We start from the raw sequence: 25775 nt of genomic DNA, 5'->3' as shown, positions 1-25775 counted from the left end.
CTTCGCCTTAGCCGTTCCGAAGATGTGCTGCCAGTTGCGGCACTTCAGCCATCGATCGGAGCACGTCATTGAGATGCGTGCACCCCGCTGTTCCCTTCAACTCGAGCAAGACCGCTTCGCGCAGTTCACGCAGCGGCGTACCCACCATTATAGCTGCATTGGGCGAAGCGGCCGGGCATTCGCGGAAGGGCAGGACGCGGGGATCGACATCGACCGATGAGAGGACGAGCGTATCGGGATCCGCCGTCGCGCGGACGCGATATTCGTGGATGGCGGCCCGGTGATCGCCTTCGGGTGTCGTACCGCTGTCCTGGAAGCCGATATCCATCTGAATCAGTCCGTCCTCGCGCCAGATGTCGATCCAGCGCGCCCGCCGCTTGCCGACGCCCTCCTGTTCGGAAAGTGCGTGCCATCCTTCCGGGTCTTCCGGATCGACGAGCGATGGGACCTTGGCGAAACTCTGTACGTCCTGACGCGCCGAACCCTGATCGTCGAGCGCGGTAGAGCCCGGCCTGAAGCCCGCGCAGATCCCGGCCATGTTGCCGTTTTTCCCGGCGGTGCTGGCCGTTCCCTTTGTGCGCGCCATTGCCCGCCAGTCATCGACCCAGCGCGACCATGCCCAGCCCGCGACAAGGCTCGCGCCCGCAAAATCGTCGAGCAGCAGGTAGAGCGGCGTACCGGCCGCCTTTTCATCGGGTAGTGCCTCGGCAAGGACCGAGCGCGACTGGCCTCCGGCGCGGCACCCGACGAGTTTCTGCGCTTCGGGGCGGTCGGGAAAGACTTCGATGGCCAGGATTTCCCGCCTGGCCGTTGCGCGAATTCGGAATTCGTCCTCCGCTATGAGGTCGATTGCGCCCTTTTCATCGGTGAAGATGTCGCGCGCCTGACCGCGCATGACCATGGGTTCACCGAAGCCGTCAGGCCAATGCGTGCTGATCGTCGATGTGCGGCGGATCGAATCGGGACGCCTGTTGGGGACATGGCCGGACGGGTTGGCGGGTGCCGCAAGAACTGCATTCATATTGATCGACATATATAACTTGGTTATCTATCACAAACGGAATTTCATGACAGCCGAAAAGGAATCTTAGGATGGCCGACGCCTATATCATCGACTCATGCCGGACGCCGCGGGGCATCGGCAAGATCGGCAAGGGGTCGTTGGCGCATCTGCATCCGCAGCATCTCGGCGCGACCGTGCTCAAGGCAATTGCCGAGCGCAACGACCTGAAAACCGGCGAAGTCGACGACGTCATCTGGTCGACGAGCGTCCAGAAGGGAAAGCAGGGCGGCGATATCGGACGCATGTCGGCGCTGGCAGCCGGATATGACGTCAAGGCATCCGGCATGACGCTCGATCGCTTTTGCGGCGGTGGCATCACCTCGGTCGGATTGGCCGCCGGCCAGATCATGGCGGGGCTTGAGGATTGCGTCGTTGCCGGCGGCACCGACATGATGTCGCTGCACCAGACGGTCATGCAGGATGAGATGGCGGCGGGCTCCGGGCCGCTCGGCATGGGGGCGGGCAATCCCGAACTGGCCAAGCTCCATCCCCAGTCGCACCAGGGCGTGTGCGGCGATGCGATCGCGGCGAAGGAAGGCATTACGCGCAAGGATGTCGACGCGGTCGGGCTCGAAAGCCAGAAGCGCGCGGCGAGGGCTATCGAGGAAGGGCGCTTCGACAAGAGTGTCGTCGCCGTTCTCAATGTCGACGGCAGCGTGGCGCTGGACCATGAGGAATTCCCGCGGCCGCAAACGACGGCCGAGGGGCTGGCCGAACTGAAGGCGTCGTTCGACGCCGTTGCCGATATGGAAATGTATCCGGGCGGCCCGACCTTCCGCCAGTCGATCCAGAAACGCTATCCCGATCTCGAATGGGAAGGCGTGCACCATGCCGGCAACAGCTCCGGCGTGGTCGACGGGTCGGCGGCAATACTGATGGCGTCGAAGGGTTATGCCGACAATCAGGGCTGGAAACCGCGCGCGAGGATCGTCACCGCGATCAACGTCGGCGACGATCCGACGCTGATGCTCAACGCTCCGGTGCCTGCCGCTAGAAAGGCGCTGGAACGTGCGGGCATGACAACGAGCGATATCGATCTGTGGGAAATCAACGAAGCCTTCGCCGTGGTCGCGGAAAAGTTCATGCGCGACCTCGATCTCGATCGCAGCACCGTGAACGTCAATGGCGGCGCGATCGCGCTCGGCCACCCGATGGGCGCCACCGGCTCGATCCTGATCGGCACCGTGCTCGACGAGCTCGAACGGCAGGACAAGCAGGTCGGCCTCGTCACCATGTGCGCGGCGGGCGGCATGGCACCCGCGGTGATTATCGAACGCGTCTAGGGTCGCGAGCCGGCGTTCCGCAAAGCAATTGCGATAAAGGGTTGCCTTAGCGCTGCCCGCCGTCGACGCGGATCAGCGCTCCTGTCGTGAAGGAGGAGGCGGGGCTGGCGAGCGCCAGCGCGGCCGTGACGATTTCTTCGGGATTGCCGGGCCGGCCCAGCGCGACGGGCTGCTTCTCCCGCTTCTTCGGTTCCCAGGCCTGGGAGATATCGGTCAGGAAGGGGCCGGCCGAGATCGTGTTGACGCGCACCTTGGGCGCGTATTCACGGCTTAGCGAGACGGTCATCGCGTTGAGCGCAGCCTTTGCCGCGCCATAGGGAACGACGCCTGGCAGCGCCATAAGCGCGCCGGTCGAGCTGATGTTGATGATGCAGCCGCCATCGCCCTGCGCCATTCGATGGCCTATCTGCGAGGCGAGGCGGAACGGACCCTTGAAATTCAGGTTCATCACCGAATCGAACAGGTTTTCGGGGATTTCGTGGCTGGGGAAGGGCGGCGACATACCGGCGTTATTGATGAGGATGTCGATCCGCCCGAACTCGCCATAGGCGGCTTCGATCAAATCGTCGATTTCATCCCACCTGCCGCAATGCGCGGAAAATGGCAGGGCGCGACGCCCCAGCGAGCGGACCTCCGCGGCGACCTCTTCGCATTTGTCGAGCTTGCGGCTGGCAATCACCACATCCGCTCCGCGTTCGGCCAGCGCCTTGACCATTTCGTAGCCGAGGCCGCGAGAACCGCCAGTCACGAGCGCAACCTTGCCGGTGAAATCGAAGAGCGGATCGGGGGTCATGCGGCATTCTCCAGCAAGCCATGTTTAGCGAGGATCGTCCGGTGCTTGTCCCGCGCGATATCGAGTCGCGTCGGGATGTGCTTGCTCGGGAAGAGGCCGTTTTGCGGTTCGGCATTTTTGAGCAGCGTCTTGGCGACCTGCACCTTGTGAACCTCCGTCGGGCCGTCGGCCAGAGAAAGGCTCAGAACGCCGGCCCACATATCGACAAGCGGCAGTTCCAGCGTGACGCCGAGGCTGCCATGGATCTGGATCGCCCGCTGGGTGATGTCGTGATAGACCTTCGCCATCGTCACCTTGCACATGCCGATCAGCTGGCGCGAGGCGCTGTGCGGCTGACGGCCGGCTTCCACCTCGTCGATCGTCCATGCCGTCTTGAGGACGAGCAGGCGAAACTGTTCCAACTCTATCGCGCTGTCCGCGATCATCGCCTGCACCATCTGATGCTCGCCGATCGTCTTGCCCTGCGCGCGCCGCGTGACGGCGCGCTCGAGCATCATGTCGAGCGCCTGGCTGCACTTGCCGACGGTGCGCATCGCATGGTGGATGCGGCCGCCGCCGAGGCGCGCCTGTGCGACCTTGAAACCCTCACCCGGCCCGCCCAGCATTGCGTCGAGCGGAACCCGCACTTTGTCGTAATGGATATAGGCATGGATGCCGGTATCGAGCGCAGGATGATCGCCAAGCGTCTTCACGTTGCGAATAATCTCGACGCCGGGTGTGTCCGTCGGGACGATCAGCATCGACATCCGTTGGTGCGGCGGATTTTCCGGGTTCGTGACCGCCATGACGATCAGGAATTCCGCAAAACGCGCGTTCGACGAGAACCATTTATGGCCGTCGATCACCCATTCGTCGCCGTCGCGATAGGCGCGGCATTCGAATTCCTTGGGATCGGCCCCGGCCTGCGGCTCCGTCATCGAAAAGCACGAGACAATGTCACCGTCCATCAGCGGCTCGAGATAGCGTTGCTTCTGTTCGTCGGTGCCGAACAGTGCGAGGATTTCGGCGTTGCCGGTGTCGGGCGCAGCGGTGCCGAAAACGGTCGGTGCCCAATAGGAGCGGCCGAGGATTTCGTTCATCAGGCCGAGCTTGAGCTGGCCATAGCCCGGTCCACCGAGGTCCGGGCCGAGATGACAGGCCCATAGACCCTCCTCTTTGACGCGCTGTTGTAGTGGTCTCAGGATTTCGCGCGAAGCCTCGTTGCGGACATCATAAGGGTCGCCATGATCGGGGAAAAGAATATCGAGGTCGGCGCACTCGGCATCGACGAAGCCTCGCATCCAGTCGAGCTTTTCCTGAAATTCGGGTTCGACCGAAAAATCGTACATATCCTCTCTCCTATCCGGCGCGGCGGGCAAGCTCTTCGGCCTTTGCGAAATTGCCCAGAACCAGCTTGTCGAAGAAGCGGCCGGTCGCTTCGGGCAGGATACCCGCCGCCGCCTGCGCCACTTTGTATTCGAGGATGCACCCGCCCTTGAACAGCGCCAAGATGCAGTAATAGTCGAAGTGCGAGAGATTGCGCCCCGTACCGGCTGCATAATAGCGCGCCAGCTCCTGCCGGGTCGGAAAATTTTCGATGTTGTAGAGCACGTTCTCGCTGGTGCGCTCCGGGTTGTCGCAATCGCGCAGCTTGTTCGTGAACCAGGCGAGGTCGATCAGCGGATCGCCGATCGTCGAAAGCTCCCAATCGATCAGCGCGGTCAAGCGCGCCGGCCGGTCGAAGGCAAATAACGCATTGGGCGTGCCGACATCGCCATGGATGATGCCCGCGCGAAAATCGTCGGGGATGTTGGCGCGCAGCCAGTCGCGGGCATAATCGTGCCCCGGAATGTGTCGGCCGGGATAGTTGTACAACTCGGCATAGGAATCGAGCTGGCGGTCCCAACGGTCGACCTGGCGTTCGAGAAAGCCGTCGGGCCTGCCAAACCCTTCGAGGCCGACGGCGCGATAGTCGACATTCGCCAACGCGATCAGGCCGTCGACCATCGCATAGGCGATACCATATTCGCACGGCATCGTATCGAACGGCGCGCGGTGATAAATCCGCTCGCCACGCAGTTCGGCCGCCCAGCCTTCGACACGCTCCATCACATAGAAGGGGACGCCGATGACGTGCGCGTCGTCGCAGCTGCCGAAACAATGCGGATGCGGCACGTTGGTGCCATTGAGCGCAGTCAGCACACGCGCCTCGCGAAGCACGGTCCTTTCGCTCCCCGGGGGCGGTACCGGGGGCGGTCGGCGCAGCACCATCGTCCGCTCGCCGCGATCGAGCGTAAGGATCACGTTCGAAGTGCCGCCATGCAGCTGCTCGATCCGGAGAGGACCGTTGCCGAGTTCGGGAATATGCTCATCGAGCCAGATGGCCAGCCTCTCCGGATTGGCAAGCTCGTCACGGTCGGAAGCGGATGTCATCGGAAGCGAAGCATCAATATGGGTTGAAGTGGAGGACAAGGCCCGGCTCGGGCCAATCCACAGCAATGATCTTGCCGGTATGCGCCAGAGTGATGAACGCGGTGCGGCGGTCCGTGCCGCCGAAGCAGATATTCGTCGTGAACATGTCCGGAAGCGCGATATGGGTGCTGTCGCCATCGGGGGTGAACGTTGTCATGCCGGCGCCGCCATAGAGTGTTGCCACGCAGATATTGCCGGCGTCGGTGAGCGCCAGACTGTCGAACCCTGCGCCGTCCGCGCCGGTACCGACCAGACGTTGTTCGCCGAGCCGTCCTTCATCCTCGACCGGCCAAGCCCATAGCATCGTGCTCATGGTTTCTGCGGCGTAGAGCGTGCCGCCACCGGGCGAGAGGCCGACGCCGTTGAAGCTCGAGCCGAGCGCCGCTTCGACGATGATCGATCCGTCGGGGAGGGCATAGTGAATCGACGATTCGCCCTCGGTACCCGGCGCGCTCCTGCCGAAGTCGGTGAACCAGAACGCCCCCTCGGCGTCGAAGACGATATCGTTTGGCGAACCGAGCTTTCGCCCGTCGCAACAATCGTAGATCCGATCGACGCTACCGGTCCCCAGATCGACGCGTTCGATGCGCCCTGTTTCCTTCGCATCCGTCCGCTTGGCTGTCGGATTGATCTCGCCATTCGGCCCACGCGTCCAGTCCATGCCGCCATTGTTGCAGACATAGAGCGCGCCATCGGGCCCGAGCGCCGCGCCGTTCGGCCCGCCGCCGAGATGGGCAATCACTTCCGACTTGCCGTCGCCCCAGAGCCGCGTGACGTTGCCGCCGGCGATCTCGACAAAGACGAGCGATCCGTCTGGAAAGGCGACCGGACCCTCCGGAAAGAGAAAGCCTTCGCCGAGAATCCTGAAATCGGTCATCGCCTATTTCTTCACCGGTACGGGGCGCCCGCGTAGCACACCTTCCCATTGGTCAAAGCGCCAGACGTCCTGATCTTCGCCATAGGCCGAGTGGCCGTTCACGTCCCAGCGGATCGAGCTGTAGCAGCCGAGGCCGCGCGCGTTGGAGTGGATGAAGCGGCTCTCCACCACGCCCTTTGCCTGGAGGGGGCGCCCCTCTTCGTCGATGGCGTCGATCTCCATCGAAACCGGGAAGTTGGTCGCCGGATCGCGCACGACGTTTCGCGTGCCGCTCGTGATCAGCGTCTTCTTACCGTCCTGCCAGAGGAAGCCGTGATTGACGCGCTCATTGTCGTCGCTGAGATCGCGGTTCGGGCGGACGAACACGCAAAAGGCAATGTCGCTCGCACAGGCGAAGGGATAGCCGATCCGCCCGCCGCGATGGTCGAGCCGCGGACCCCAGCTGCGGTCGCGGATCGAATAGCAGTCGATCGGAATGGTTTCACCGTGGAGCACCATTTCGCCGGTCACATGACCCATCTGATCGAGATGCGGCTGGGCATGGAAAGGCGGCTCGTTGCTCGTATAGCCATGCGGCGGGAACAGCGCATCGAACACGCAATCGATCTTGACCAGATCGCGATCGGCGAAGCTCAACTCGTATTTCATCAGCGGCTCGATCATCTTGATCGAATAGCCTTCGGGAAAGGTGAAATCGCGCAGGTCGCGCTCTTCGGGCAGGGGCTGGGTGTGCTGATATTTGTAATAGGGGATGGACCAGGGTTCGGTGCCCTTGTCGTCCCAGACGAAGAAGCCGCCGCCGCAATTCCCGAGATTGGGCCGGACCCACGCATAGAACCAGCCACCCATCTTCCTTTCGGGGACATTGAAGGAGAACCAGCTCGTTTCGGTGAACCAGGTTTCGTCCGCCGGGGCTTCGTGGAAATTGTCGTCTTCGGGCGTGAATTGCGCTTGGGGCATGGTGATCCTCAGTCCAGGGGTGGGAAATAGGTAGTGCGATAGCGGCCGAGAGCATCGCCCATCGTTTCGGTGTCGCGCATCACACGCGAATGGCAGAGAGCCAGCGCCTCCTCGAACGCGATCGCGCGATCGGCGATCTTGCGGGCGAGTGCGGCACGGCCTTCGACCAATCCTGCCGGTCGTTTGCCGAGCGCCTGCTCCAGTTCGGCGAGTTCCGCCTCGCGAAAGGCGGCGCCGCAACGATCGCGGCCCTTCCACCACTTCACCGTGCGCGCGAGCGCTTTGGCCTTGGCGCTGGCCTGCTGGTCCTCGATCCGGGGAACGATGATATCCTTCAGGTCCCTCAGCACGATATCGTAGGTGCGCTCGGCCTCGCCGGGCGGCGCGTCGGGGACGTTGGGATCGGGGAGCGCTGTCCCCGACAGCTCGGCCATCTGCTCGACGATCACCCGCATATGTGTGGTCGCGAACAAGAGCGTCGTGCCGAGCGCGGCGGGCTCCGGCGCCTCCGGGTCGCTGAGCAGGGCCTGGCTGTTGGTGGTGAAGCTGAGCTGAAAATAGAGCCGCAGATATTTGACGCGCTCGACGTCGACGGGCCTGCCGGATGCCTCTTCGTAGAGGCGGAAGATCTCGGAGGGCTTGGCGAAGGGCTGGAACAGCATCCGCACCCAGATCTGCGCGAGATCCTCCATGGGATCGCCGTAATGAGTGAGCTCCCAGTCGAGCAGCGCCGTGACCTCGTCCCCATCGATCATGAAATTGCCGACGCCGGCATCGCCATGGACGAGCGCGGGCGCAACATCATTCTCGGGTAGATTGTCCTCGAGCCAGTTGTAGGCGAGCTGCAGCACTGGATCGGGTGCGCGTTCGAGATTGTCCTCGCGCCATTTGACGATGTTCGCGAGCATGCGCTCGCGCACCGGAATCGCGGGGTCGCCAAAACCGCCGAGCGGGTGTGCGCCGATATCGACGGCATGCAGCGCGGCCAGCTGGTTCACGAAATCGCGGACCAATGCCTCACGCTGGTCCGCATCCTCGATCCGCTGAAACGCATCGTGGCCGGGCACGAGTTCGGTAAGGAGCGCGAGCTCTTCGGCATCGTAGGCCACGAGCCTGGGGACGCGCACGCCGCAATCCGTCAAAGGGCCCGACAGTGCAGCAAGAACGGCGACTTCGCGCTCGAAGAACGGCATCCGGCGCGGATCCTTCGCGCGCGTGTCGTAGGCGAGATAGCAGCGCTTCGTTTCGCCATCGGGCCAGCGCAATGTGACCTCGGCGCCTTGTCGCGATGCGCCGCCGCCGCCGCGTGGCACGATATCGACGATCGCCGCGCCCGTGCTGCTTTCCAGACGCGCCATAAGGCCTTCCGACAGCAAATCTCTCTCCATCACATAGTTTACTTAGGTAGATAGGTTGTTGCGCCGGGACGAGTCAATCGCCGCCAGTGTCAGCGTTGCCATGCGCCGCAAATATTGCACGGGCGCCGTCGCGGTATCTTCGCGCCGCCGGTGTCAGCTTCCGGTCGCTCAACCGCACCACGGCCACGTGCGATGACCAGTTCTCGAGGCCCCGCACCTTGAGCGTGGTCAACATACCGGTATCGAGGTCGGCCGCGATCGCGAAGTGCATCGCGAGCAGGATCGCATCCCCGTTGCGGGCGAGATCGCACAAGGGCTCAAGCATTTCGCACGCGACATGGCCGTTCCAGCTGCTTGCCGCCGAAGCTCCCTCGCGCTGCTGGAGATTTGGCGATGCCAGCGGATAGGCATGGAGCTCGGCCGCGTCATGCCAGTGTCCATCGGCGAGCGGGTGACCGGTACGTGCATGATAGCCGACCGTAAGATCGGCAAGCGGCTCGACGATGAGCTCGGGATGATCCTGAGCGGATCGCGAATCGGCGACGAAAAAATCGAGCTGCTCTGCCAGCACCATTTCGATCATGCGTTCGATCGGCAGGATATGCATCTGCAGCTCGACTTGGGGGGCGGACGCCCAGCAGCGCGCGATGAATTCGCCGGAGAGGTGCGAGAACATCGGTCCGAAGCCGATCGCGACCCGCCCGGCATGGCCCGCATTGAGATCCGAGGCGGTTCTTTCGAAATCGCGCGATTGCCGGATGAGCGACCGGGCGAGCGGGATCAGCTGGGCACCGGCCGATGTCGGCCGCACACCCTTGGCCGAGCGGTCGAACAGAATCTGACCAAGCTCGGCTTCGAGCGACTGGATGCTGCGGCTCAGCGCGGACTGTGTGATCGCCAGATCGTCTGCTGCCGCCGAGAACGAGCCGGCATCGGCAAGGCCCACTGCGTGTCGAAGCTTTCTCAGATCCATTCGAGGAGTATGCATAAAGCGCATAAAAGGCGCAATTAAAATGCATTGGACGAATAGAAAAAAGCTCGCGAGGATGGCGGGATCAATGGGAGACGCTGGTCATGCAGCCTGCATATTGGATCCTCATCCTGGTCGCCGGTATCCTGGTGATCGAGATCGTCCGCGGTCGCCACAAGGGTGTTCATCGTCGGCAAGATTTCTATATCCTCGCCACCGCGTTCTTCGGCAGTCAGCTGACGCGCCCGCTTTGGGCGCTGATCACGGCCGGAGCAATCGGTTTCCTGCTGCCGGCCTATCGCGGGGCACTCGCCGATGCTCCGTTCGTGCCGGCGCTGCTTGTCCTGCTGCTCGTCGCCGAATTCTGCCAATACTGGATACACCGCGCCGCGCACAACACGATCAGATTTCCTTGGCTGCATGGTATGCACCGGACGCATCACAGTGCGCCCTATGTCAACGTCACCCTGATGTATCGGACCAATCTCGTCTGGCCGCTGGTGCACAGCTATACCTGGTGGACGGCGATTGCCTTCTACCTCGGCATGTTCGGTCCCGCGACGGCGTTTTACCTCATCATCATGGCCTGGAACGCGATGACCCATAGCGACTGGCGTTGGGACGATGCGATCGCGGAGAAAGGCCCCGGCGGTGCGAAGCTGGTTTCCGCGATCGAATGGGTCTTCGTCACGCCGCGCATTCATCATACGCATCACGGTTATGGCAAGGACGGCAAGGTTTACCGCAATTTCTGTACTTTTTTCAGCTTCTACGACCGGCTGTTCGGGACGCTTCACATCCCGGAAGGCCGCCCGTGGCGATACGGCTTGCCAGGTGGCGAGCACGACTGGTGGCGGCAGATGATCTACCCGCTTGTGCCGCTGGGTGAGGCAAGGAAGCTGCCGGTGCCGAAGCCGGTCGATCATCCGGGCACGATCGAAACGGCCTGACCCGCCTATCCCGGTTCGCGGAGTTTCGCTGGATCGGACAAGCCGATAAGGTCCGCCCGAATCGACATCATGGGAAGGGACGGGTCGGTGCCGGCAAAGGAAAATGGTGCAACGCTCGGCGATTGCTTGAGGCGTATCGAACGCGAACGCCCCGAAGCGCGCCTGATCATTTTCGAAGATGGTGCCGACCGGATCGTTTCGCATGGCGAGGTGGCGGAACAGGCGCGGCGGCTGGCCGCTGGACTCCGGTCGCTCGGTCTCGGTGCGGGCGATATACTGGCGGTTCAGATGCCGACGCGGCTTTCGACCGTGATCGCGCACGCCGCGGCCGGACTGCTCGGCCTGACGCTGCTTCCGATCATCCACATTTACGAGGGCAGGGAGCTTGCCTTCATTCTGCGCCAGTCGGGCGCCAAGGCGCTGCTGACGCCGCCCCACTGGCGCAACATCGACTTCGCAAGGCGTCGCGCGCGCCTTGCCGACGAATTTCCCGATCTCGTACATGTCGTCGATGGCGAAACGGACGAAGACGCCGTTGGACTGACATCGTTGACGGGTCACGAACCGCTCGACGATCCGCCGCCGGTCTCCGCCGATTCAATTGCGATGTTGATCTACACCTCCGGAACGACGGCCGACCCAAAAGGCGTCCAGCACAGCCACAAGGGCCTGGTTGCCGAATTGACGGCCGACGCGGACAAGCGTGGCGCGCTTGTGACCTTGTCGCCTTGGCCGCCGGGTCACATCGCCGGCGTTCTCGGCTATCTTCGCTTCTGGGCCATGGGTCAGTCGTGCGTGCTGATGGAGCAATGGGACGCGATCGAGGCGGCGCGGCTGATCGAGCAATATCGCGTGCAAGGGACATCGGGAACGCCCTTTCACCTGACCACGCTGCTCGATGCAGCGGAAGCGGGTTCGCGTGATATTTCCTCGCTCGTCGATTACATGGCGGGGGCTACAATGGTGCCGCCCGCATTGATCGAACGATGCGAGAGCAAGGGCCTGGCAACCTATCGCTGCTACGGCCTGTCCGAACATCCGACGGTGTCCACCGGCTCGCCCGACGATCCGCTGGAGAAGAGATTGGGCACCGATGGCCAGCTCAACCCGGGTGTCGAAGTTCTGATCGTCGACGAGGAAGATCGTCCGCTGCCCTTGGGCGAGGCAGGGGAAATTCTGACGCGCGGCCCCGATCGTTTCGTCGGCTATCGGGACGGCGCGCTAAACGCGAGCGCATTCACGCAAGACGGCTGGCTACGGACAGGCGATATCGGCACGCTTGATCGCGACAACTATCTGACGATCGTCGACCGCAAAAAGGATGTGATCATTCGCGGTGGGGAGAACATCGCCTCGCGTGAGGTGGAGGACATTCTCTCGCTGCTGAAGGGCGTGCAGGAGGCGGCCGTCGTGGGCGCCCCGGACGAGCGACTCGGCGAACGCATTTGTGCGTTCGTCGTCGCCGCCCCCGATACCGACCTGTCGATCGAGCATATCGGAGCCCATTTTGCGGCGCACGGGCTCGCGCGTCAGAAAACGCCCGAGATCGTCCATCGAGTGGATGCGCTACCGCGCAACGCGGCTGGGAAAGTGCTGAAGCCGGAATTGCGCGCGCAATTGCGCGCTGGCGGTCAGTAGCCGAGGATCTGGGTAACGGAAAATGCAGCGGCGGCCCGCAGCTCCAGTGCATTTCCGTCGCCGGAAACGGGAGCGATGCGGTCGAGCGACGATACGCGTTCGAGCAGCATGACGATCGCCGCGGCGACAGCAAAGGTGCTGACCTTCGTTTCGATGCGCCGGCACGATTTCGACCGGTCTACATTCTGCGACAAAGCGGCGAGCATGGGGCGCGCCACGTTGGAGCGGGCTTCGACAAAGCGGCTGTCGCCCTCCTCGGCCGCGAGATTGCGGACAAGATACAATGTCCGGTGCCGCTGCCAGAGATCGACGTATCGATTGACGAATCGCGTGGCATGCTTGTGCGGATCGTCGCTCCAGTCCTGCGACGCGAGTTCGCGCAACTCGGCATCGCAATGCGGCGCCGTCTTCAACGCTTCGAGAACGAGTTCGGGGACGCCTTCGAAATAGACGTAAAAAGTGGCAGGCGAAGTGCCCGCCAGTCGCGCCACTTCGGCAACGTTCAGGTCCCGCAGCCCGGTGGTCTCGAGCAGCTCGGTCGCAGCATCGATAAGCCTGCGCATTGTGCGCTGCCCCTTCGGACCGATACGTTGGCCGTTCAGGTTTCGCGTATCCGGTTGCGCTGTCTCCGCTATCCCCACATTCATCATGCGCAATTTTGAACCCTGTGCCCGGTCCCATGTCAAGCGCGCCCGGTGTACGCCCGGGGGCATTCGGATCGGCAATTGACGCGCCCAACGGCGCAACCTATAAAACTGACAAAGCGTCAGTTATCGTATTCGCGAACGCGGCGCCAGAGATAAAAAAGAGGATGGCGGATGGCTTATTTGCGGCACCCGGACAGCGTATTCATCGGCGGCGAGTGGCAAACGGCCGAGACACGCGAAGCGGTTTTGAACCCTGCGAACGAAGAGATTCTGATCGAGGCTCCGGTCGGCAGCGGGGAGCAGGTCGATGCGGCGATCGGTGCCGCCCGCCTTGCCTTCGACAAGGGCGACTGGCCGCGCCTCGCGCCTCGGGAACGCCAGCAGGCCCTCACGCGCTTCCTCGACGCCGTCGATGCGCGCAAGGACGAGATCGTCGAGATGATTATCGCCGAGGCGGGTGCGACGCGGATGCTGGCTGACTTCCTGCAATATGGCATTCCGATGAAGCATGCGCGGCGGACGGTGGAGATTTGTACGCGGCCCGCCGTCACGCCGCTTCCGGTCGAACTCACACCGAACATGCAGGGCACGACGACGCTCGGCACCGGCGTCGTGAGCCGCGAACCGGTGGGCGTCGTCGCGGCGATCTCGCCCTATAATTTCCCCTTCTTCCTCAACATCGGGAAGGTCGTGACGGCGCTCGTGACGGGCTGCACCGTGGTCCTGAAACCCTCGCCCTATACCCCGATGGAGGCGCTGATCCTCGGTGAAATCGCGGAAGATGCAGGGCTTCCCCAAGGCATTTTCAGTGTCGTCACCGGCGATATCGAAGCGGGGAAATTGCTGACGACCGACAAGCGGGTCGATCTCGTCCACTTTACGGGTTCGGACAAGGTCGGATCGATGATCCAGGCGCAGGCCGCACCGACGCTCAAGCGCATCGTGATGGAGCTGGGCGGCAAGTCCGCACTGATCGTGCGGCCGGACGCCGATATCCAGCAGGCGGCGCAGGCCGGCATCATGGGTTTCACGACCCATTGCGGCCAGGGCTGCGCGCTCACCACGCGGCATATCGTCCACAACAGTATTCGCCCGCAATTTGTCGAGGCGATGAAGGCGATGCTCGGCCATGTGAAGATCGGCGATCCGGCCGATCCTAGCGTCACGTACGGCCCGCTCATTCGCGACGTCGCTAGGCAGCGGACCGAAGAATATGTCGGGATCGCGAAGGACGAAGGCGCGACGCTGGTTTCGGGCGGCAAGCGGCCGGAAGGTTTCGATAAAGGGTTCTATTTCGAACCGACGCTGTTCGACGATGTTCGCAACGACAGCCGCCTGGCGCAGGAAGAAGTGTTCGGGCCGATCGGTGCCGTCATCGGCTATGACGACGACGACGAGGCGATCGCGATGGCCAATGACAGCGAGTTCGGCCTGTCGGGTGCCATCTACTCGGCCGATGCGGGCAAGGCCTATGAGATGGCGCTGCAAATTCGGACCGGCGGCGTATCGATCAACGGTGGCGCGGGTACCATGCATTCCGATGCGCCGTTCGGCGGGATCAAGCGGTCCGGCTACGGCCGGGAATATGGCGAAGATGGCCTCAACGAATTCACCTATCAGAAGGTGATCAGCTTTCACGCCGCGTAAAGGAGGGAAAATCAATTGACCCATGTGATGAAGGGCGTGCGGATGCTGGAGGTGGCGCAGTTCACCTTTGTGCCCGCCGCGGGTGCGGTGCTGACCGACTGGGGCGCGGACGTCATCAAGGTCGAGCATCCGGTGCGCGGCGATGCACAGCGCGGCATCCAGATGCTGCAGCGGCTCGCCGTCAATCCGCAGCGCAGTTCGCTGATGCAGCACCCCAATCGCGGCAAGCGATCGGTCGGCATCGATATTTCCACGCCGGAGGGCCAGGAACTGCTCTACGAAATCGCCAAGACCTGCGACATCTTCCTGACCAACTACCTTCCGCAGGCGCGGCAAAAGCTGAAGATCGATCTCGAACATATTCGTGAGGCCAACCCCGACATCATCTATGTCCGCGGTTCGGCCTTCGGCGAAAAGGGCCCCGATCGCGAAAAGGGCGGGTTCGATTCCACGAGCTATTGGGCGCGCGCCGGATCGGCAACGCTGGTCACGCCGAAGGAACTCGACGGGCCTCTGTTACAGCCGGGGCCCGCCTATGGCGACACCATCGGCGGGATGAACATCGCCGGCGGGATCGCCGCCGCGCTCTTCCATCGCGAACGGACCGGCGAAGCATTGGAAGTCGACGTCTCACTGCTCTCGACCGGTATCTGGGCAACGGCCTGCTCGATCGACGTGGCGATGGAAAAACCGGACGAGCCCGATATCTTCTCGGCCTCGATGCCGGGATCGAGCAACTACGGTTCGAATCCCTTTATCGGCGCCTTTGAGACGTCCGACGGCAAGCATATTTGCCTGTCGGTGCTATCGCCCGGACCGTATATCGAGGATGTCTTCAGCCATCTCGACATTCCCGAAATGGCGCAGGACGAGCGTTTTTCGACCGCGGAGGCGATTATGTCGAACACCGGCGCGGCCTATGACCAGGTCAGGAAAGCGATCGCGGCAAAGCCGTTCGACTATTGGACCGAGCGACTCAAGACCATGAGGGGGCAATGGGCACCGTATCAGACGGTCCACGACATCCCGAAGGACGAGCAGGTCTTGGCGAACGATTTCATTTTCGAGGTCGAAAGCGCCGATGGCGGGCCGCCGATCCGGCTTGTTGCCAATCCGGTGCAATTCAACAAGAAGGGCGCGACCAACACAAGGGCGCCCGAAGCGTCCGAACACACCGAGCTGTTCCTCATGGAACTCGGGCTCGAATGGGACCGGATCGAGGACCTCAAGAACAAGAAGGCGATTGCGTAATGAAGTATAAACCCGGCTCCAGATGGAAAAGCGTCGTTTGCTCCGCCGAACTCGTCGTCGTGCGGCCGCCCAAAGGCGATGGTGAACTGGCGTGCGGCGGGGCCGCAGTGATCGAACATGACAGCGCCGATCCCGCCGGCGGTGACGTCGATCCGGCGTTCAGCGAAGGCGTGCTGATCGGAAAGCGCTATGTCGACGAGGGAAGCGGGATCGAGGTGCTGGGCGCCAAGCCGGGCGAGGGGTCGCTGAGCTTCGACGGCCGCGCGATGTCGCTGAAGGATGCCAAGCCGCTTCCTGCTTCGGACTAGATTGGAATGAAGACGACGCTGCTTCTCGATATCGCCGCGGACGCTGTTGGCGATCGCCGCGCCGTGGGCGATCTGAGCTATGGCGAACTGCGCGACAGGGCGCAGCGAGCGGCCGCTTGGATCATGGATCAACCGGCCGAGCAGGTAGCATTTCTGGGATTGAACGGGCCGATGGTCCCTACGCTGCTCTTCGCCAGCGGCTATGCGGGCCTGCCATTCTGCCCGATCAACTATCGCTTGCCCGACGACAGGCTGAACGCACTTGTCGAACGGACATCGCCATCGGTTCTGGTCGTCGACGACGAAATGGCCGGCCGGATCGAGCCCCATAACGGTGTTCGGATCGTCACTCTCAGCGATCTTGAGGCAGAGCTTTCGTCGCGGACATCGCCCGACGACTGGGCCGAGCGAGACAACGACATCGCAGTCCTGCTGTTCACGAGCGGCACGACCGGAGACCCGAAGGCTGCCGTTCTTCGTCATGAAAACCTGACAAGCTATGTGATGGGCACGGTCGAATTCCTCGCATCGGGCGAAGACGAAGCCGCGCTTGTCAGCGTTCCCGCCTATCACATCGCGGGCATCAGCGCGGTGCTCACGAGCATCTACGGTGGGCGCCGGATCGCCTATATCGCTGCGTTCGAGCCGGCCGAATGGGCCGAGACGGCAGCGAAGGAGCAGGTCACCCATGCGATGGTCGTGCCGACGATGCTCGACCGGATTCTCGACAGTGTCGAGCATGAGGACAAGCCGCTCTCCTGTCTGCGCGCGCTCAGCTATGGCGGCGGCCGGATGCCCGAACCGGTGATCGCGCGCGCGATGAAGCTTCTGCCGCATGTCGATTTCGTCAACGCTTACGGCCTTACCGAGACCAGTTCGACGATCGCGCTGCTGTCCGCGGACGACCATCGCGCGGCTTTCGAATCGAGCGAGGAGCCGGTCCGGCGCAGGCTGACGTCCGTGGGCAAACCTCTTCCCGGACTTGAACTTGAGATTCGCGCCGAAGACGGCAAGACCACACTTCCGCCCGGCGAATCGGGCGAGATCTATGTCCGCGGGCCGCAGGTTTCGGGTGAGTATCTCGGCAAGAAGGTCGTCGATGATGAAGGCTGGTTCGCCACCAATGATGGTGGGTGGCTGGACGAGGAGGGCTATTTGTTCGTCGAGGGAAGGCTCGACGATGTCATCGTGCGCGGCGGCGAGAATATCTCGCCCGGCGAGATCGAAGACTGTCTGCGTGGCCACGAGGCGGTGGCCGACGTCGCGGTGCTGGGTCTTCCCTGCTCGAAATGGGGCGAAAAGGTCGCTGCCGTCGTTGTGCGCAAGGGCAATGTCGGCGAGGAGGAACTGTCGGGCCATGTCCGGTCCCGCCTGCGCTCGACGAAGACGCCGGAAGCCTGGTTTTTCGAGCCGGAGCTGCCGTACAACGAGACGGGCAAGCTCCTTCGGCGCGTGCTCAAAGACCGGCTTTGCGACGACGAGGTTGCCGCCTAGACTCCGCCAATGACCAACCGGCGCGCCAATCCCGGATATTTTGATCGCGAGGGACTCACGCCGCTCACCGGCAAGGCCTGGATCGCGATTGATTGCCAAGCCGACTCGCCGATCGTTCCCCTGCCCGATTGCGTGGTGATCGGAGTCGATCGCGCCGGCGACCTGCCCGACGTCGAGGAGGCGCATTTCGATGTTCTGCTGACCGCGCGCGAGAGCCCGGCCGCGCCCTGGATCGCGTGCGATGATGTCGACAAGGCTTTGGACGAACTGGGTACGCAGGTGGATGCGAACCCCATCGCCGCTTCGATCCTCGTCGAACTGCTGCGTTGGCAGGATCGGCTGTCTTGGGATGTGGCGCTCAAAGTCGAATCCCTTGCCTATTCCACGCTCCTGAACGGAGCCGAATTTGGTCGCTGGCTCGGCCGGCGCGATGCGGCTGACGGGCCGCCTGCGGGCGCCATGATCGCGCTCGACCGTATCGACGACATGATATCGGTGACTCTGGACGATCCTGAGCATCGCAACGCGATCAGCGCACCGATGCGCGATGCGCTTTTCGAAGCGCTGGTCAATGCGATCGAAGATCCATCGTTGCCCGAGGTGTCGGTGACCGGCGCGGGCAAGTGCTTTTCGGTCGGCGGTCACTTGCCCGAGTTCGGGACGGCGGCCGATGCCGCAGAGGCGCATCGCATTCGAAGCCAGCGCTCGCTCGCTGCGCTGGTTCATGCGCTGGGAGAACGGGCGCGGGTCGTCTTCCATGGTGCAACTATCGGTTCGGGGCTCGAGATTTTCGCGGCAGCCGGAACGCGGCTTGCGAAGGCCGACAGCTGGTTCCAGCTTCCCGAATTGTCGATGGGGCTCATCCCCGGAGCGGGAGGCACGGTCACTGTGCCGAGGGTCATCGGGCGGCAACGCGCCGCGTGGATGATGCTCACGGGAAAGCGGATCGGTACGAATCAGGCGCACCAATGGGGACTGGTGCAAGAGATCATCGCGTGACGGGATTACGATCCGCGATAGTGGAGCGATGCGAGGGTCTGTCAGCGGCCGCAGCGGCGCTCGGAGTGACGTTCGCGGTTTCGGTCGATGATCTGCTTCGCCGCGATCGCACGCTTGGGGCTTTCGGACAGACCATCTCGCCGAACGGAACCTGCCGTCTGCTCGCCGCCGCGGACGGTCATATCGCGATCAATTTCGCGCGCGACGACGATGTGGCAGCGGTAGCGGCGTGGTTAGATGCGGATATCGATGGCGGCGACTTCGCCGCCGTTGCTGCGCGCGTGGCGCAACTGCCCGTCGCGATGCTCCGTGACCGTGCGGTGATGCTCCATTTGCCCTTCGCGGTGGTAGGAGAGTCTGTGCCGGGATTGCCGCACCTAGTGCCCAAATCTCATGAGGAACACTTTCCAACCATCACCAACCTCCGAGTGCTCGATCTGTCTGCACTTTGGGCGGGCCCGCTCTGTGGGGCGCTATTGGCGGCGGCCGGGGCACAGGTGGTGCGCTGGGAAAATCCGCACCGGCCCGATCCGAGCGCCGTCAGCACGCCCGGCCATTTTCGCGCGCTGAACGGCGGCAAGAAAATGATCGACGAACCCTGGGGTCGCGACCAGCTCGAGCGGGCGATCGCAAGCGCCGACGTGCTGATCACGAGCGGACGACCGCATGCGTTGCAACGGCTCGGCATCAAGCCTGATCGGGCGTTCGAGCGCGAAATGCCTTTGCTTTGGATCGCGATCACAGCCCATGGCTGGGCCGGCGATGCGGCGATGCGAGTGGGGTTCGGGGACGACTGCGCTGCGGCTGGCGGCCTCGTTGATTATCAAAGCGGGGCCGCTGTGTTCATCGGCGATGCACTGGCCGACCCGTTGACCGGGCTGGAAGCTGCACGATCCGCGTTTGAAGCACTGGCGGCAGGTCGGGGTGGATTGCTCGATTGCGCTCTTGCGCGGACGGCTGCCTGGTATGCGTCCCGGATGAAAGGTGATGCGTGTCGACCCGCTACGACCTGATCCTCCGCAATGTGATGACGATCGAGCGCGGTGCGTGCGACGTTGCGCTTGCCGACGGCTATATTGCCGCGATCGAGGCGCGTATCGAAGCCTTTGGGCCGGAGCGGGACTGCGGCGGAAATTTGCTGCTGCCCGGCCTGATCGACCACCACATCCATCTGCTTGCGACTGCCGCGAAATTGCAGTCGGCCGACCTTTCGGGCCTGGTCCGGGAGGAGGCCATCGTACGCCGGCTGCGCGAAGCGGCGAGCAAGCTCTCACCGGAAGAACCGCTTCGCGCCACGGGGTATGACGAGCGCGCGTTGGCGATCCCGGGGCGCGCGGAACTCGATTGCTGGGTGGCGGACCGGCCGTTGCGTGTCCAGGATCGAACGGGCGCACTTTGGCTGCTCAATTCACCGGCTGTTGCACAACTCGGCAACGCGCCTTGGCCGGACTGCGTCGAGACCGATGACTGCGGCGAGCCGACGGGGCGGATCTGGCGCGGCGACGGGTGGCTTCGCGAACGTCTCGGCGGTCGACCGCCTTCGCTGGCACCGCTCGCGGCCCAGCTATCACGGCTCGGCATCACCGGTGTGACCGATACCGGGGCCGCCAATGGCGCATCGGAAGCCGGTTTGTTCGAACGGTCGCGAGAGAGCGGTCAATTGCCGCAGAAGCTGCAGTTGATGGGCACCGAAGACATGCCGGAGGGGACTGGGTATCGTCGCGGACCGCTCAAGCTGCTCTATGACGAGCGCGATCTCCCGCCGCTCGATATCGTCGCAGATCGTATCCGGCGCGCACGTGATCAGGGAAGGGCCGTCGCCGCGCATTGCGTGACCGAGGGCGAACTAAGCTACTTTCTAGCCGCGCTCGATATCGCCGGCGGATCGCGTCAGGGCGACAGGATCGAGCATGGGAGCATGATATCGGCCGGCGCGATCGGGGAGATCGCGAAGCGCGGACTGACCGTCGTCACCCATCCTTCCTTCGTGCACGACCGCGGTGACCGTTATCTGGAGACGATCGACGATGACGCGCGACAGGACCTGTATCGTCTCGCCTCGCTGGAGGCCGGTGGCGTCAATCTCGCCGGCGGGTCGGATGCACCATATGGTTCTTTCGATCCCTGGCTCGCGATGCGGTCGGGCGCGACCCGGCGAACCGCATCGAACAGGCCGCTCGGTTCTGACGAGGCACTCCCGCCGGACCGCATTCTGCAGATGTACCTTTTGCCGTTCGATCTCTCGACGGGGGCGCCTCGTACGGTGTCGCCGGACGCCGCCGCCGACCTCTGCCTGTTCGACGGAACCGTTCGCGACCTCGTGCACGACGCGCGCGCCGAGCGCGTGTTGCTGACCTTGATCGACGGACGGCCGGTATTCGAGCAGTAGTTGACGATGCGTCAATTATCTTTAGGGTCGGTGTTTGGAGAGGAACGACACAATGACAACTGACATCTTGGGATATGGCGGCAAGCGAGTCGTCGTGATGGGCTGCTTTTCGGGCACCGGAGAGGCGTGTGCGCGCAAGCTCGTCGAGCTGGGAGCCGAGGTCCATGGCGCGGACATCAAGCCATCGCCGGTCGATCTCGCCTCGTTCACCGAGGTGAACCTTCTCGACCCGGCGTCGATCGAAGCCGGGGTCGCGTCGATCGGCGGCGAAATCGACGCGCTGTTCAATGTTTCGGGGCTGCCGCAGACCTTTCCCGGGGAGGATGTCGTCACTGTAAATTTCGTCGGCATGCGCCATTGGACCGAACAATGGTTGCCCAAAATCCGCGCAGGCGCCGCGATCGCGACCGTGTCCTCGCTCGCGGGCATGGCCTATCTGAAGCGTCAGAACATCGTTTCGGAATTCATGGCGCTGACCGATTTCCATGAGGCGCGACAGTGGTACAAGGACAATGCCGAACGCGCGGGCGATCCCTACACATTGTCGAAAGAGTGCATCAACACTTGGACGCAGAAGCTTGCCGTCGAGCTTGCCGAACGCGACATCCGCATCAATTGCACCATGCCCAGCCCGATCGACACGCCGATGCTGAACGACTTCAAGCAGATTGCGGGCGAAGCAGTCATCGGCGCGTTCGCCAAGGCCAAGGGTCGCTTTTCTTCGCCCGAGGAGCAGGCGCTGCCGCTGATCCTTCTCAACAGCGACGCCGCCGGCTTCATCAGCGGAACATGCCTCGCCGTCGACGCGGGCCTTTCGGGAGGACTCGCGACCGGCGTTCTGAACATGCAGCAGATGATTGCCGAAGCCACGGCTTGAAGTGCGGTGGCTGATCAATCCGGGCTATTGCGCGTCGGCATTGTCAGTGCCGCCTGGGGCGCGACGGCTCATCTTCCCGCCTGGCGCAGCCTTGACGGCGTCGAGGTAACGGCGATTTGCACCTCGCGCCCGGAAACGGCAGAGCGGGCGGCGCGGGAGCACGGTATACCCCGGGCGTTTCATGATTTTCGCGCCATGGCTGCGGACCCGGAAATCGACATCATGGACTGCGGCACACGGCCGCCGTTGCGCCACGCCATGGTGGTGGCTGCGCTCGAAAATGGGAAGCACGTCTATAACGGCATCCCTTTCGCCAAGGATTGGGCCGACGCACGAGACATGGCTGCCGTCTGGCGCCGCGCCGGGACGGTAGCGGCCGTCGATGCGTTCATGCCTGCGGTTCCGGCGATGGTGCAAATGAAGGCGATGATCGCAGAGGGTTGGATCGGCGAGACGTTCGGCGCCGAAATCGCGTTCGATGTGCCACTGTTTACCGCCGCCCAAACGAACGTCCCCGGCTATGTCTGGTTCGCCGACCCCGCGAACGGAGCGAGTGCATTGCGCAATCTGGGTAGCCACATGCTGCACCAGATCGTCGATACCTTCGGACCGATATCGTCGGTCGTGGCCGACCAGTGGCTGTCGCTGACATCCTGGCCGATCGGGGAGGGTGACGTGGTCATGCCCGAGGTTGCCGACGGGGCATCCGTTCTGATCCGCACGCAATCGGGCTTGCCGGTCAGGATGAGCGCCAACTGGTCCAAGATGGCCGGAGACGGCTTTTGTTTCTCGGCCTGGGGTTCCGGCGGGCGGCTCGAAACCCGCGCGCCTGTCTTTCCGATGGCTCATGATACGCAACTGTTCGGATCGCAGGATCCCGCCTTGGGCACGGCAATATTGGAACCGATCGAGATTGCCGAGACATATAAGCGGTTGGACGGCAGCAGCGCACTCGCCGTCGATCCCACGACCGGCCTGCTTCCGATGGCTGCCATTTTCGTCTCGATGCTGGCGGAAATTCGCGGCGAGGGGCGGGCCATGCCGAATTTCGAAAGGGCGCTCCATGTGCAGGCGGCAATCGAAGCCGCGGACCGGTCGGCAAGCGAGCGACGATGGGTCGACATGACCGAATTCGCAGACGGTTCATAATTGACACTACGTCAGTTTTTTGAGAGTGTGCGGGCAAGAAAAGACGCAGAATCGCGCAAATTGCTTGGAGAGATGCCATGGAAATGAACGACATGATCATCATCAGTGTGGACGATCACGCGATCGAGCCGCCCGAAGCGTTCATCCGCCACTACCCCGAAGGCAAGAAGGACCGTGCGCCGCGGGTCGTTCAGGAACACGGCAAAGATATCTGGCTCTGGAACGGGCAGCGCTTTCCGACCATCGGCCTCAACGCGGTCGTCGGTCGCCCGCGCAGTGAATATGGCATGGAACCCAGCGCTTTCGAACAGCTGCGTCCGGGAACCTACGATCCCAAGCTCCGCGTCGACGATATGAACGTCAATGGTGTCGCGGCGTCGCTCAACTTTCCCACCATGCCGAGTTTTGCCGGCGGGGCTTTCGTCAACATGGCGCAAAACCATCCCGAAGAGGCGCTACTTGCCTGCAGGGCCTGGAACGACTGGCATGTTCAGGAATGGTGTGCGCACGCCCCGGGGCGTTTCATCCCGATGTGCCTCATTCCGATGTGGGACATGGATGAAACACTCAAGGAACTGAAGCGGATGAGCGACCTTGGCGTTCACGCCGTCAGCTTTTCCGACAACCCCGCCAATATCGGCCTTCCGAGCATTCACAACGAATATTGGGAACCGTTCTGGAAGGCGTGCAGCGATTACAAGATCGTCATCAACTGTCATATCGGCACCGGCGCCCGTGCGATGCATCCGTCGAGCGAAAGCCCGATCGATGCTTGGATCACGGCGATGCCTATTTCGATCGCCAACTCGGCTGCGGACTGGACCTTCGCCAGTTTCTGGAAACGCTATCCCGACTTGCGCATGGCGCTCTCGGAGGGCGGCATCGGCTGGATTCCTTACTTCCTCGAGCGCGCCGACTTCACATACGAACACCATCACGAATGGACCTTCACCGATTTCCAGGGTGAGCGTCCGTCCGATGTCTTCAAGCGGCACGTGATCTGCTGCTTCATAGACGACCAGTTCGGGGTCAAGAATCTCGAATATATGAATACCGACATGGTGGCATATGAGTGCGATTATCCGCACTCCGACACCGTTTGGCCCAACGTGCCCGAATATCTTTGGGCTTCGGTCAACGAGCTTGGCGACGACACGATCAACAAGATCACGCACGAAAACGTGATCCGCGAATACAGTTTCGATGCCTTCGGCCTGAACGGCGGGCGCGAAAATTGCACGGTCGGCCATCTTCGCGAACTCGGCAAGGATGTCGACGTGTCACCGCGCCACAATCTCGGCGGTCTCAAGGCCGGTAGCGGCGATGCCATCGGCAAGGCGCGAAAACCGGTAACGTCCGGCGAAATCGAAAAAATGTTTGCGTCAGCCTGACATGGCCAGCGCGACCAAGGAAGGCGTTCGGTACGCGGGCATTGATGCGCCGCCGGTTCCCGATCACGTCCCGCCCGAGCTGGTTCTCGATACGCGATTCGCCAATGGCGATGTCGCCTTCGACCTGCCCGACCCATATGTGCCATCGGACAGATTGCGCGAGGAGGATTTTCCGCGCATCCATTACTATCCCTGGCCGGTCAGCGGAAACCAGCACGGCGCATGGGTCGTTACGCGTTATGAGGATATCCGGCGGGTCTATGAGGATACCGAGCTTTTCTCCAACGAAGGCGTCGCCGAGTTCCAGCGGCTGGCCGGCGAGACATTCCCCTCGATCCCGCTCGGCATCGACCCGCCCGATCACGCCCGCTATCGGCGTTTCCTGAACCCCTGGTTCACGCCCGTCGCCATGAAGGAGCGCGAGCCACGCATCCGCGAAATCATTGGCGGGATGATCGACGATTTCGCCGACCGGGGCGAGGTCGATATCGCTTATGATTTCGGCCGGGTTTTTCCCGTGCGCGTCTTTCTGGACCTGATGGGCTTTCCGTTCAGCATGTTCGAGCAGTTCCTCGAATGGGAATGGAATATCCTCCATGTTCCCGATGTCGAAAAGAAGGCCGAAGCGGTGCGAGGCATCCTTGCCTATCTGCGCGAGTTCATCGCCGAGAAGCAGGCCGCCCCCGACGAAACGCTGGGTAGCTATATCGCCAACGGGTCGATCGAGGGCAAACCGCTCGAGACTTGGGAAATCGAGGGCATGACCTGGTTTCTGTGGCTCGGCGGTCTCGATACCGTCGCGTCCACGGTCAGCCAGATGTTCAGGCGGCTCGCTTTCGATCGCGAACTGCAGATCCTCATCCGCGACGACAAGACGCTGATCAACAGCGCGGTCGAGGAGTTCTTGCGCATGCAGCCGCTTGTCAATTCGGGCCGAAAGATCCGGCGCGATTTCGAATGGTATGGCGTAAAGATGAAGGCGGGCGACTGGATTTCCTGCTTCAACACCTCGGGGAATTTCGACGAGGATCGTTTCGAATGCCCGCATGTCTTCGATCCCGAGCGCAAGGCGAACCGGCATTTCACCTTGGCTGGCGGCATCCATATCTGCCTCGGCGCGCATCTGGCCCGGCGTGAGCTCCGCGTGCTGCTCGACGAGTGGTTCACCCGGATACCCGAGCCATTCCGCGTCATGGAAGGCGCCGATACATCGGTCGTCCCGGCGCTGCTATCGATCAGGAATCTGCCCATCGTCTGGGATCGTTAGAGCCGTGGCGGAA

The 25775-nt window shown here is 62.7% G+C and carries 23 protein-coding genes; 14 read left to right on the top strand and 9 right to left on the bottom strand.

The window, feature by feature from the left end; all coding sequences use genetic code 11:
- Positions 1 to 7: 7 nt before the first annotated feature.
- Entirely contained in the window at positions 8 to 1021 is a 1014-nt protein-coding gene (locus tag Q0139_RS14220; protein WP_298023459.1) for a DUF2889 domain-containing protein, read from the bottom strand.
- Between the two features lie 71 nt (positions 1022 to 1092).
- On the opposite strand from Q0139_RS14220, the gene Q0139_RS14215 reads away from it, so the two are divergent.
- Positions 1093 to 2346 (top strand): acetyl-CoA C-acetyltransferase, encoded by a 1254-nt coding sequence (locus Q0139_RS14215; protein WP_298023456.1) that lies wholly within the window; start codon positions 1093 to 1095, stop codon positions 2344 to 2346.
- 46 nt (positions 2347 to 2392) lie between these two features.
- Here Q0139_RS14215 and Q0139_RS14210 read toward each other — a convergent pair whose 3' ends face one another.
- From Q0139_RS14210 to Q0139_RS14180, 7 genes are read right to left on the bottom strand one after another with little or no spacing between them, the layout of a single operon-like run.
- Positions 2393 to 3139: an SDR family NAD(P)-dependent oxidoreductase gene (locus Q0139_RS14210; protein ID WP_298023453.1), complete on the bottom strand. Its 747-nt coding sequence runs from the start codon at positions 3137 to 3139 to the stop codon at positions 2393 to 2395.
- Entirely contained in the window at positions 3136 to 4467 is a 1332-nt protein-coding gene (locus Q0139_RS14205) for an acyl-CoA dehydrogenase family protein (protein ID WP_298023450.1), read from the bottom strand. The genes Q0139_RS14210 and Q0139_RS14205 overlap by 4 nt, the downstream gene beginning before the upstream one ends.
- A 10-nt stretch (positions 4468 to 4477) precedes the next feature.
- Positions 4478 to 5551, bottom strand: a complete 1074-nt coding sequence (locus tag Q0139_RS14200) for a phosphotransferase family protein (protein WP_298023447.1) — start codon at positions 5549 to 5551, stop codon at positions 4478 to 4480.
- A gap of 13 nt (positions 5552 to 5564) precedes the next feature.
- Positions 5565 to 6467 carry an SMP-30/gluconolactonase/LRE family protein gene (locus Q0139_RS14195; RefSeq protein WP_298023444.1) on the bottom strand — a complete coding sequence of 301 codons (903 nt, stop codon included), beginning with the start codon at positions 6465 to 6467 and terminating at the stop codon, positions 5565 to 5567.
- Between the two features lie 3 nt (positions 6468 to 6470).
- Positions 6471 to 7427: a hypothetical protein gene (locus Q0139_RS14190; protein WP_298023441.1), complete on the bottom strand. Its 957-nt coding sequence runs from the start codon at positions 7425 to 7427 to the stop codon at positions 6471 to 6473.
- 8 nt (positions 7428 to 7435) lie between these two features.
- On the bottom strand, positions 7436 to 8815 hold the full coding sequence (locus Q0139_RS14185) for a phosphotransferase family protein (RefSeq protein ID WP_298023438.1): 1380 nt from the start codon (positions 8813 to 8815) through the stop codon (positions 7436 to 7438).
- Positions 8816 to 8858: 43 nt separating this feature from the next.
- Complete coding sequence (locus tag Q0139_RS14180; protein WP_298023436.1) at positions 8859 to 9758, bottom strand: LysR family transcriptional regulator; 900 nt, start codon at positions 9756 to 9758, stop codon at positions 8859 to 8861.
- A 101-nt stretch (positions 9759 to 9859) separates the two neighbouring features.
- On the opposite strand from Q0139_RS14180, the gene Q0139_RS14175 reads away from it, so the two are divergent.
- Both Q0139_RS14175 and Q0139_RS14170 read left to right on the top strand, forming a co-directional pair.
- Positions 9860 to 10705 (top strand): sterol desaturase family protein, encoded by an 846-nt coding sequence (locus tag Q0139_RS14175; RefSeq protein WP_298023433.1) that lies wholly within the window; start codon positions 9860 to 9862, stop codon positions 10703 to 10705.
- Between the two features lie 87 nt (positions 10706 to 10792).
- Complete coding sequence (locus Q0139_RS14170; protein ID WP_298023430.1) at positions 10793 to 12343, top strand: class I adenylate-forming enzyme family protein; 1551 nt, start codon at positions 10793 to 10795, stop codon at positions 12341 to 12343.
- Here Q0139_RS14170 and Q0139_RS14165 read toward each other — a convergent pair.
- Positions 12337 to 12906, bottom strand: coding sequence for a TetR/AcrR family transcriptional regulator (locus Q0139_RS14165; RefSeq protein WP_298023427.1), 570 nt, complete (start codon positions 12904 to 12906; stop codon positions 12337 to 12339). The two genes, Q0139_RS14170 and Q0139_RS14165, sit on opposite strands and share 7 nt — an antisense overlap.
- 255 nt (positions 12907 to 13161) lie before the next feature.
- Between Q0139_RS14165 and Q0139_RS14160 the strand changes: the two genes are divergently transcribed.
- From Q0139_RS14160 to Q0139_RS14110, 11 genes are all read left to right on the top strand, one after another.
- Entirely contained in the window at positions 13162 to 14637 is a 1476-nt protein-coding gene (locus Q0139_RS14160; RefSeq protein WP_298023424.1) for an aldehyde dehydrogenase family protein, read from the top strand.
- A 15-nt stretch (positions 14638 to 14652) separates the two neighbouring features.
- On the top strand, positions 14653 to 15888 hold the full coding sequence (locus Q0139_RS14155) for a CoA transferase (RefSeq protein WP_298023421.1): 1236 nt from the start codon (positions 14653 to 14655) through the stop codon (positions 15886 to 15888).
- Positions 15888 to 16196, top strand: coding sequence for a hypothetical protein (locus tag Q0139_RS14150; protein WP_298023418.1), 309 nt, complete (start codon positions 15888 to 15890; stop codon positions 16194 to 16196). The genes Q0139_RS14155 and Q0139_RS14150 overlap by 1 nt, the downstream gene beginning before the upstream one ends.
- A 6-nt stretch (positions 16197 to 16202) precedes the next feature.
- Positions 16203 to 17690 carry a class I adenylate-forming enzyme family protein gene (locus Q0139_RS14145; protein WP_298023415.1) on the top strand — a complete coding sequence of 496 codons (1488 nt, stop codon included), beginning with the start codon at positions 16203 to 16205 and terminating at the stop codon, positions 17688 to 17690.
- 9 nt (positions 17691 to 17699) lie between these two features.
- Entirely contained in the window at positions 17700 to 18689 is a 990-nt protein-coding gene (locus Q0139_RS14140; protein WP_298023412.1) for an enoyl-CoA hydratase/isomerase family protein, read from the top strand.
- Positions 18690 to 18754: 65 nt separating this feature from the next.
- Positions 18755 to 19702: a CoA transferase gene (locus Q0139_RS14135; protein ID WP_298023409.1), complete on the top strand. Its 948-nt coding sequence runs from the start codon at positions 18755 to 18757 to the stop codon at positions 19700 to 19702.
- A complete protein-coding gene (locus Q0139_RS14130) occupies positions 19681 to 21078 on the top strand; it encodes an amidohydrolase family protein (protein ID WP_298023406.1) in 1398 nt (465 codons plus the stop codon). The genes Q0139_RS14135 and Q0139_RS14130 overlap by 22 nt, the downstream gene beginning before the upstream one ends.
- 52 nt (positions 21079 to 21130) lie before the next feature.
- On the top strand, positions 21131 to 21955 hold the full coding sequence (locus Q0139_RS14125) for a coniferyl-alcohol dehydrogenase (RefSeq protein WP_298023404.1): 825 nt from the start codon (positions 21131 to 21133) through the stop codon (positions 21953 to 21955).
- Between the two features lie 6 nt (positions 21956 to 21961).
- Complete coding sequence (locus Q0139_RS14120) at positions 21962 to 23104, top strand: Gfo/Idh/MocA family oxidoreductase (protein WP_298023401.1); 1143 nt, start codon at positions 21962 to 21964, stop codon at positions 23102 to 23104.
- Positions 23105 to 23181: 77 nt separating this feature from the next.
- The gene (locus Q0139_RS14115; protein ID WP_298023398.1) at positions 23182 to 24495 is read left to right on the top strand and encodes an amidohydrolase family protein; all 1314 of its coding nucleotides are present in this window, start codon (positions 23182 to 23184) and stop codon (positions 24493 to 24495) included.
- A gap of 1 nt (position 24496) precedes the next feature.
- Positions 24497 to 25762, top strand: a complete 1266-nt coding sequence (locus Q0139_RS14110) for a cytochrome P450 (RefSeq protein ID WP_298023395.1) — start codon at positions 24497 to 24499, stop codon at positions 25760 to 25762.
- The last annotated feature ends 13 nt before the right edge of the window (positions 25763 to 25775 follow it).

Origin of the sequence: uncultured Parasphingopyxis sp. (assembly GCF_937129435.1) — a bacterium.
Classification (GTDB): domain Bacteria; phylum Pseudomonadota; class Alphaproteobacteria; order Sphingomonadales; family Sphingomonadaceae; genus Parasphingopyxis.
Note: the sequence above shows the minus strand (reverse complement) of the source record. Positions and strands in the feature narration are given on the sequence as shown.

Coding starts and splice junctions, on each gene's coding strand:
- Q0139_RS14220 (WP_298023459.1), bottom strand. CDS start 1,021: ATGAATGCAGTTCTTGCGGCACCCGCCAACCCGTCCGGCCATGTCCCC.
- Q0139_RS14215 (WP_298023456.1), top strand. CDS start 1,093: ATGGCCGACGCCTATATCATCGACTCATGCCGGACGCCGCGGGGCATC.
- Q0139_RS14210 (WP_298023453.1), bottom strand. CDS start 3,139: ATGACCCCCGATCCGCTCTTCGATTTCACCGGCAAGGTTGCGCTCGTG.
- Q0139_RS14205 (WP_298023450.1), bottom strand. CDS start 4,467: ATGTACGATTTTTCGGTCGAACCCGAATTTCAGGAAAAGCTCGACTGG.
- Q0139_RS14200 (WP_298023447.1), bottom strand. CDS start 5,551: ATGACATCCGCTTCCGACCGTGACGAGCTTGCCAATCCGGAGAGGCTG.
- Q0139_RS14195 (WP_298023444.1), bottom strand. CDS start 6,467: ATGACCGATTTCAGGATTCTCGGCGAAGGCTTTCTCTTTCCGGAGGGT.
- Q0139_RS14190 (WP_298023441.1), bottom strand. CDS start 7,427: ATGCCCCAAGCGCAATTCACGCCCGAAGACGACAATTTCCACGAAGCC.
- Q0139_RS14185 (WP_298023438.1), bottom strand. CDS start 8,815: ATGGAGAGAGATTTGCTGTCGGAAGGCCTTATGGCGCGTCTGGAAAGC.
- Q0139_RS14180 (WP_298023436.1), bottom strand. CDS start 9,758: ATGGATCTGAGAAAGCTTCGACACGCAGTGGGCCTTGCCGATGCCGGC.
- Q0139_RS14175 (WP_298023433.1), top strand. CDS start 9,860: ATGCAGCCTGCATATTGGATCCTCATCCTGGTCGCCGGTATCCTGGTG.
- Q0139_RS14165 (WP_298023427.1), bottom strand. CDS start 12,906: ATGCGCAGGCTTATCGATGCTGCGACCGAGCTGCTCGAGACCACCGGG.
- Q0139_RS14160 (WP_298023424.1), top strand. CDS start 13,162: ATGGCTTATTTGCGGCACCCGGACAGCGTATTCATCGGCGGCGAGTGG.
- Q0139_RS14150 (WP_298023418.1), top strand. CDS start 15,888: ATGAAGTATAAACCCGGCTCCAGATGGAAAAGCGTCGTTTGCTCCGCC.
- Q0139_RS14145 (WP_298023415.1), top strand. CDS start 16,203: ATGAAGACGACGCTGCTTCTCGATATCGCCGCGGACGCTGTTGGCGAT.
- Q0139_RS14140 (WP_298023412.1), top strand. CDS start 17,700: ATGACCAACCGGCGCGCCAATCCCGGATATTTTGATCGCGAGGGACTC.
- Q0139_RS14125 (WP_298023404.1), top strand. CDS start 21,131: ATGACAACTGACATCTTGGGATATGGCGGCAAGCGAGTCGTCGTGATG.
- Q0139_RS14115 (WP_298023398.1), top strand. CDS start 23,182: ATGGAAATGAACGACATGATCATCATCAGTGTGGACGATCACGCGATC.
- Q0139_RS14110 (WP_298023395.1), top strand. CDS start 24,497: ATGGCCAGCGCGACCAAGGAAGGCGTTCGGTACGCGGGCATTGATGCG.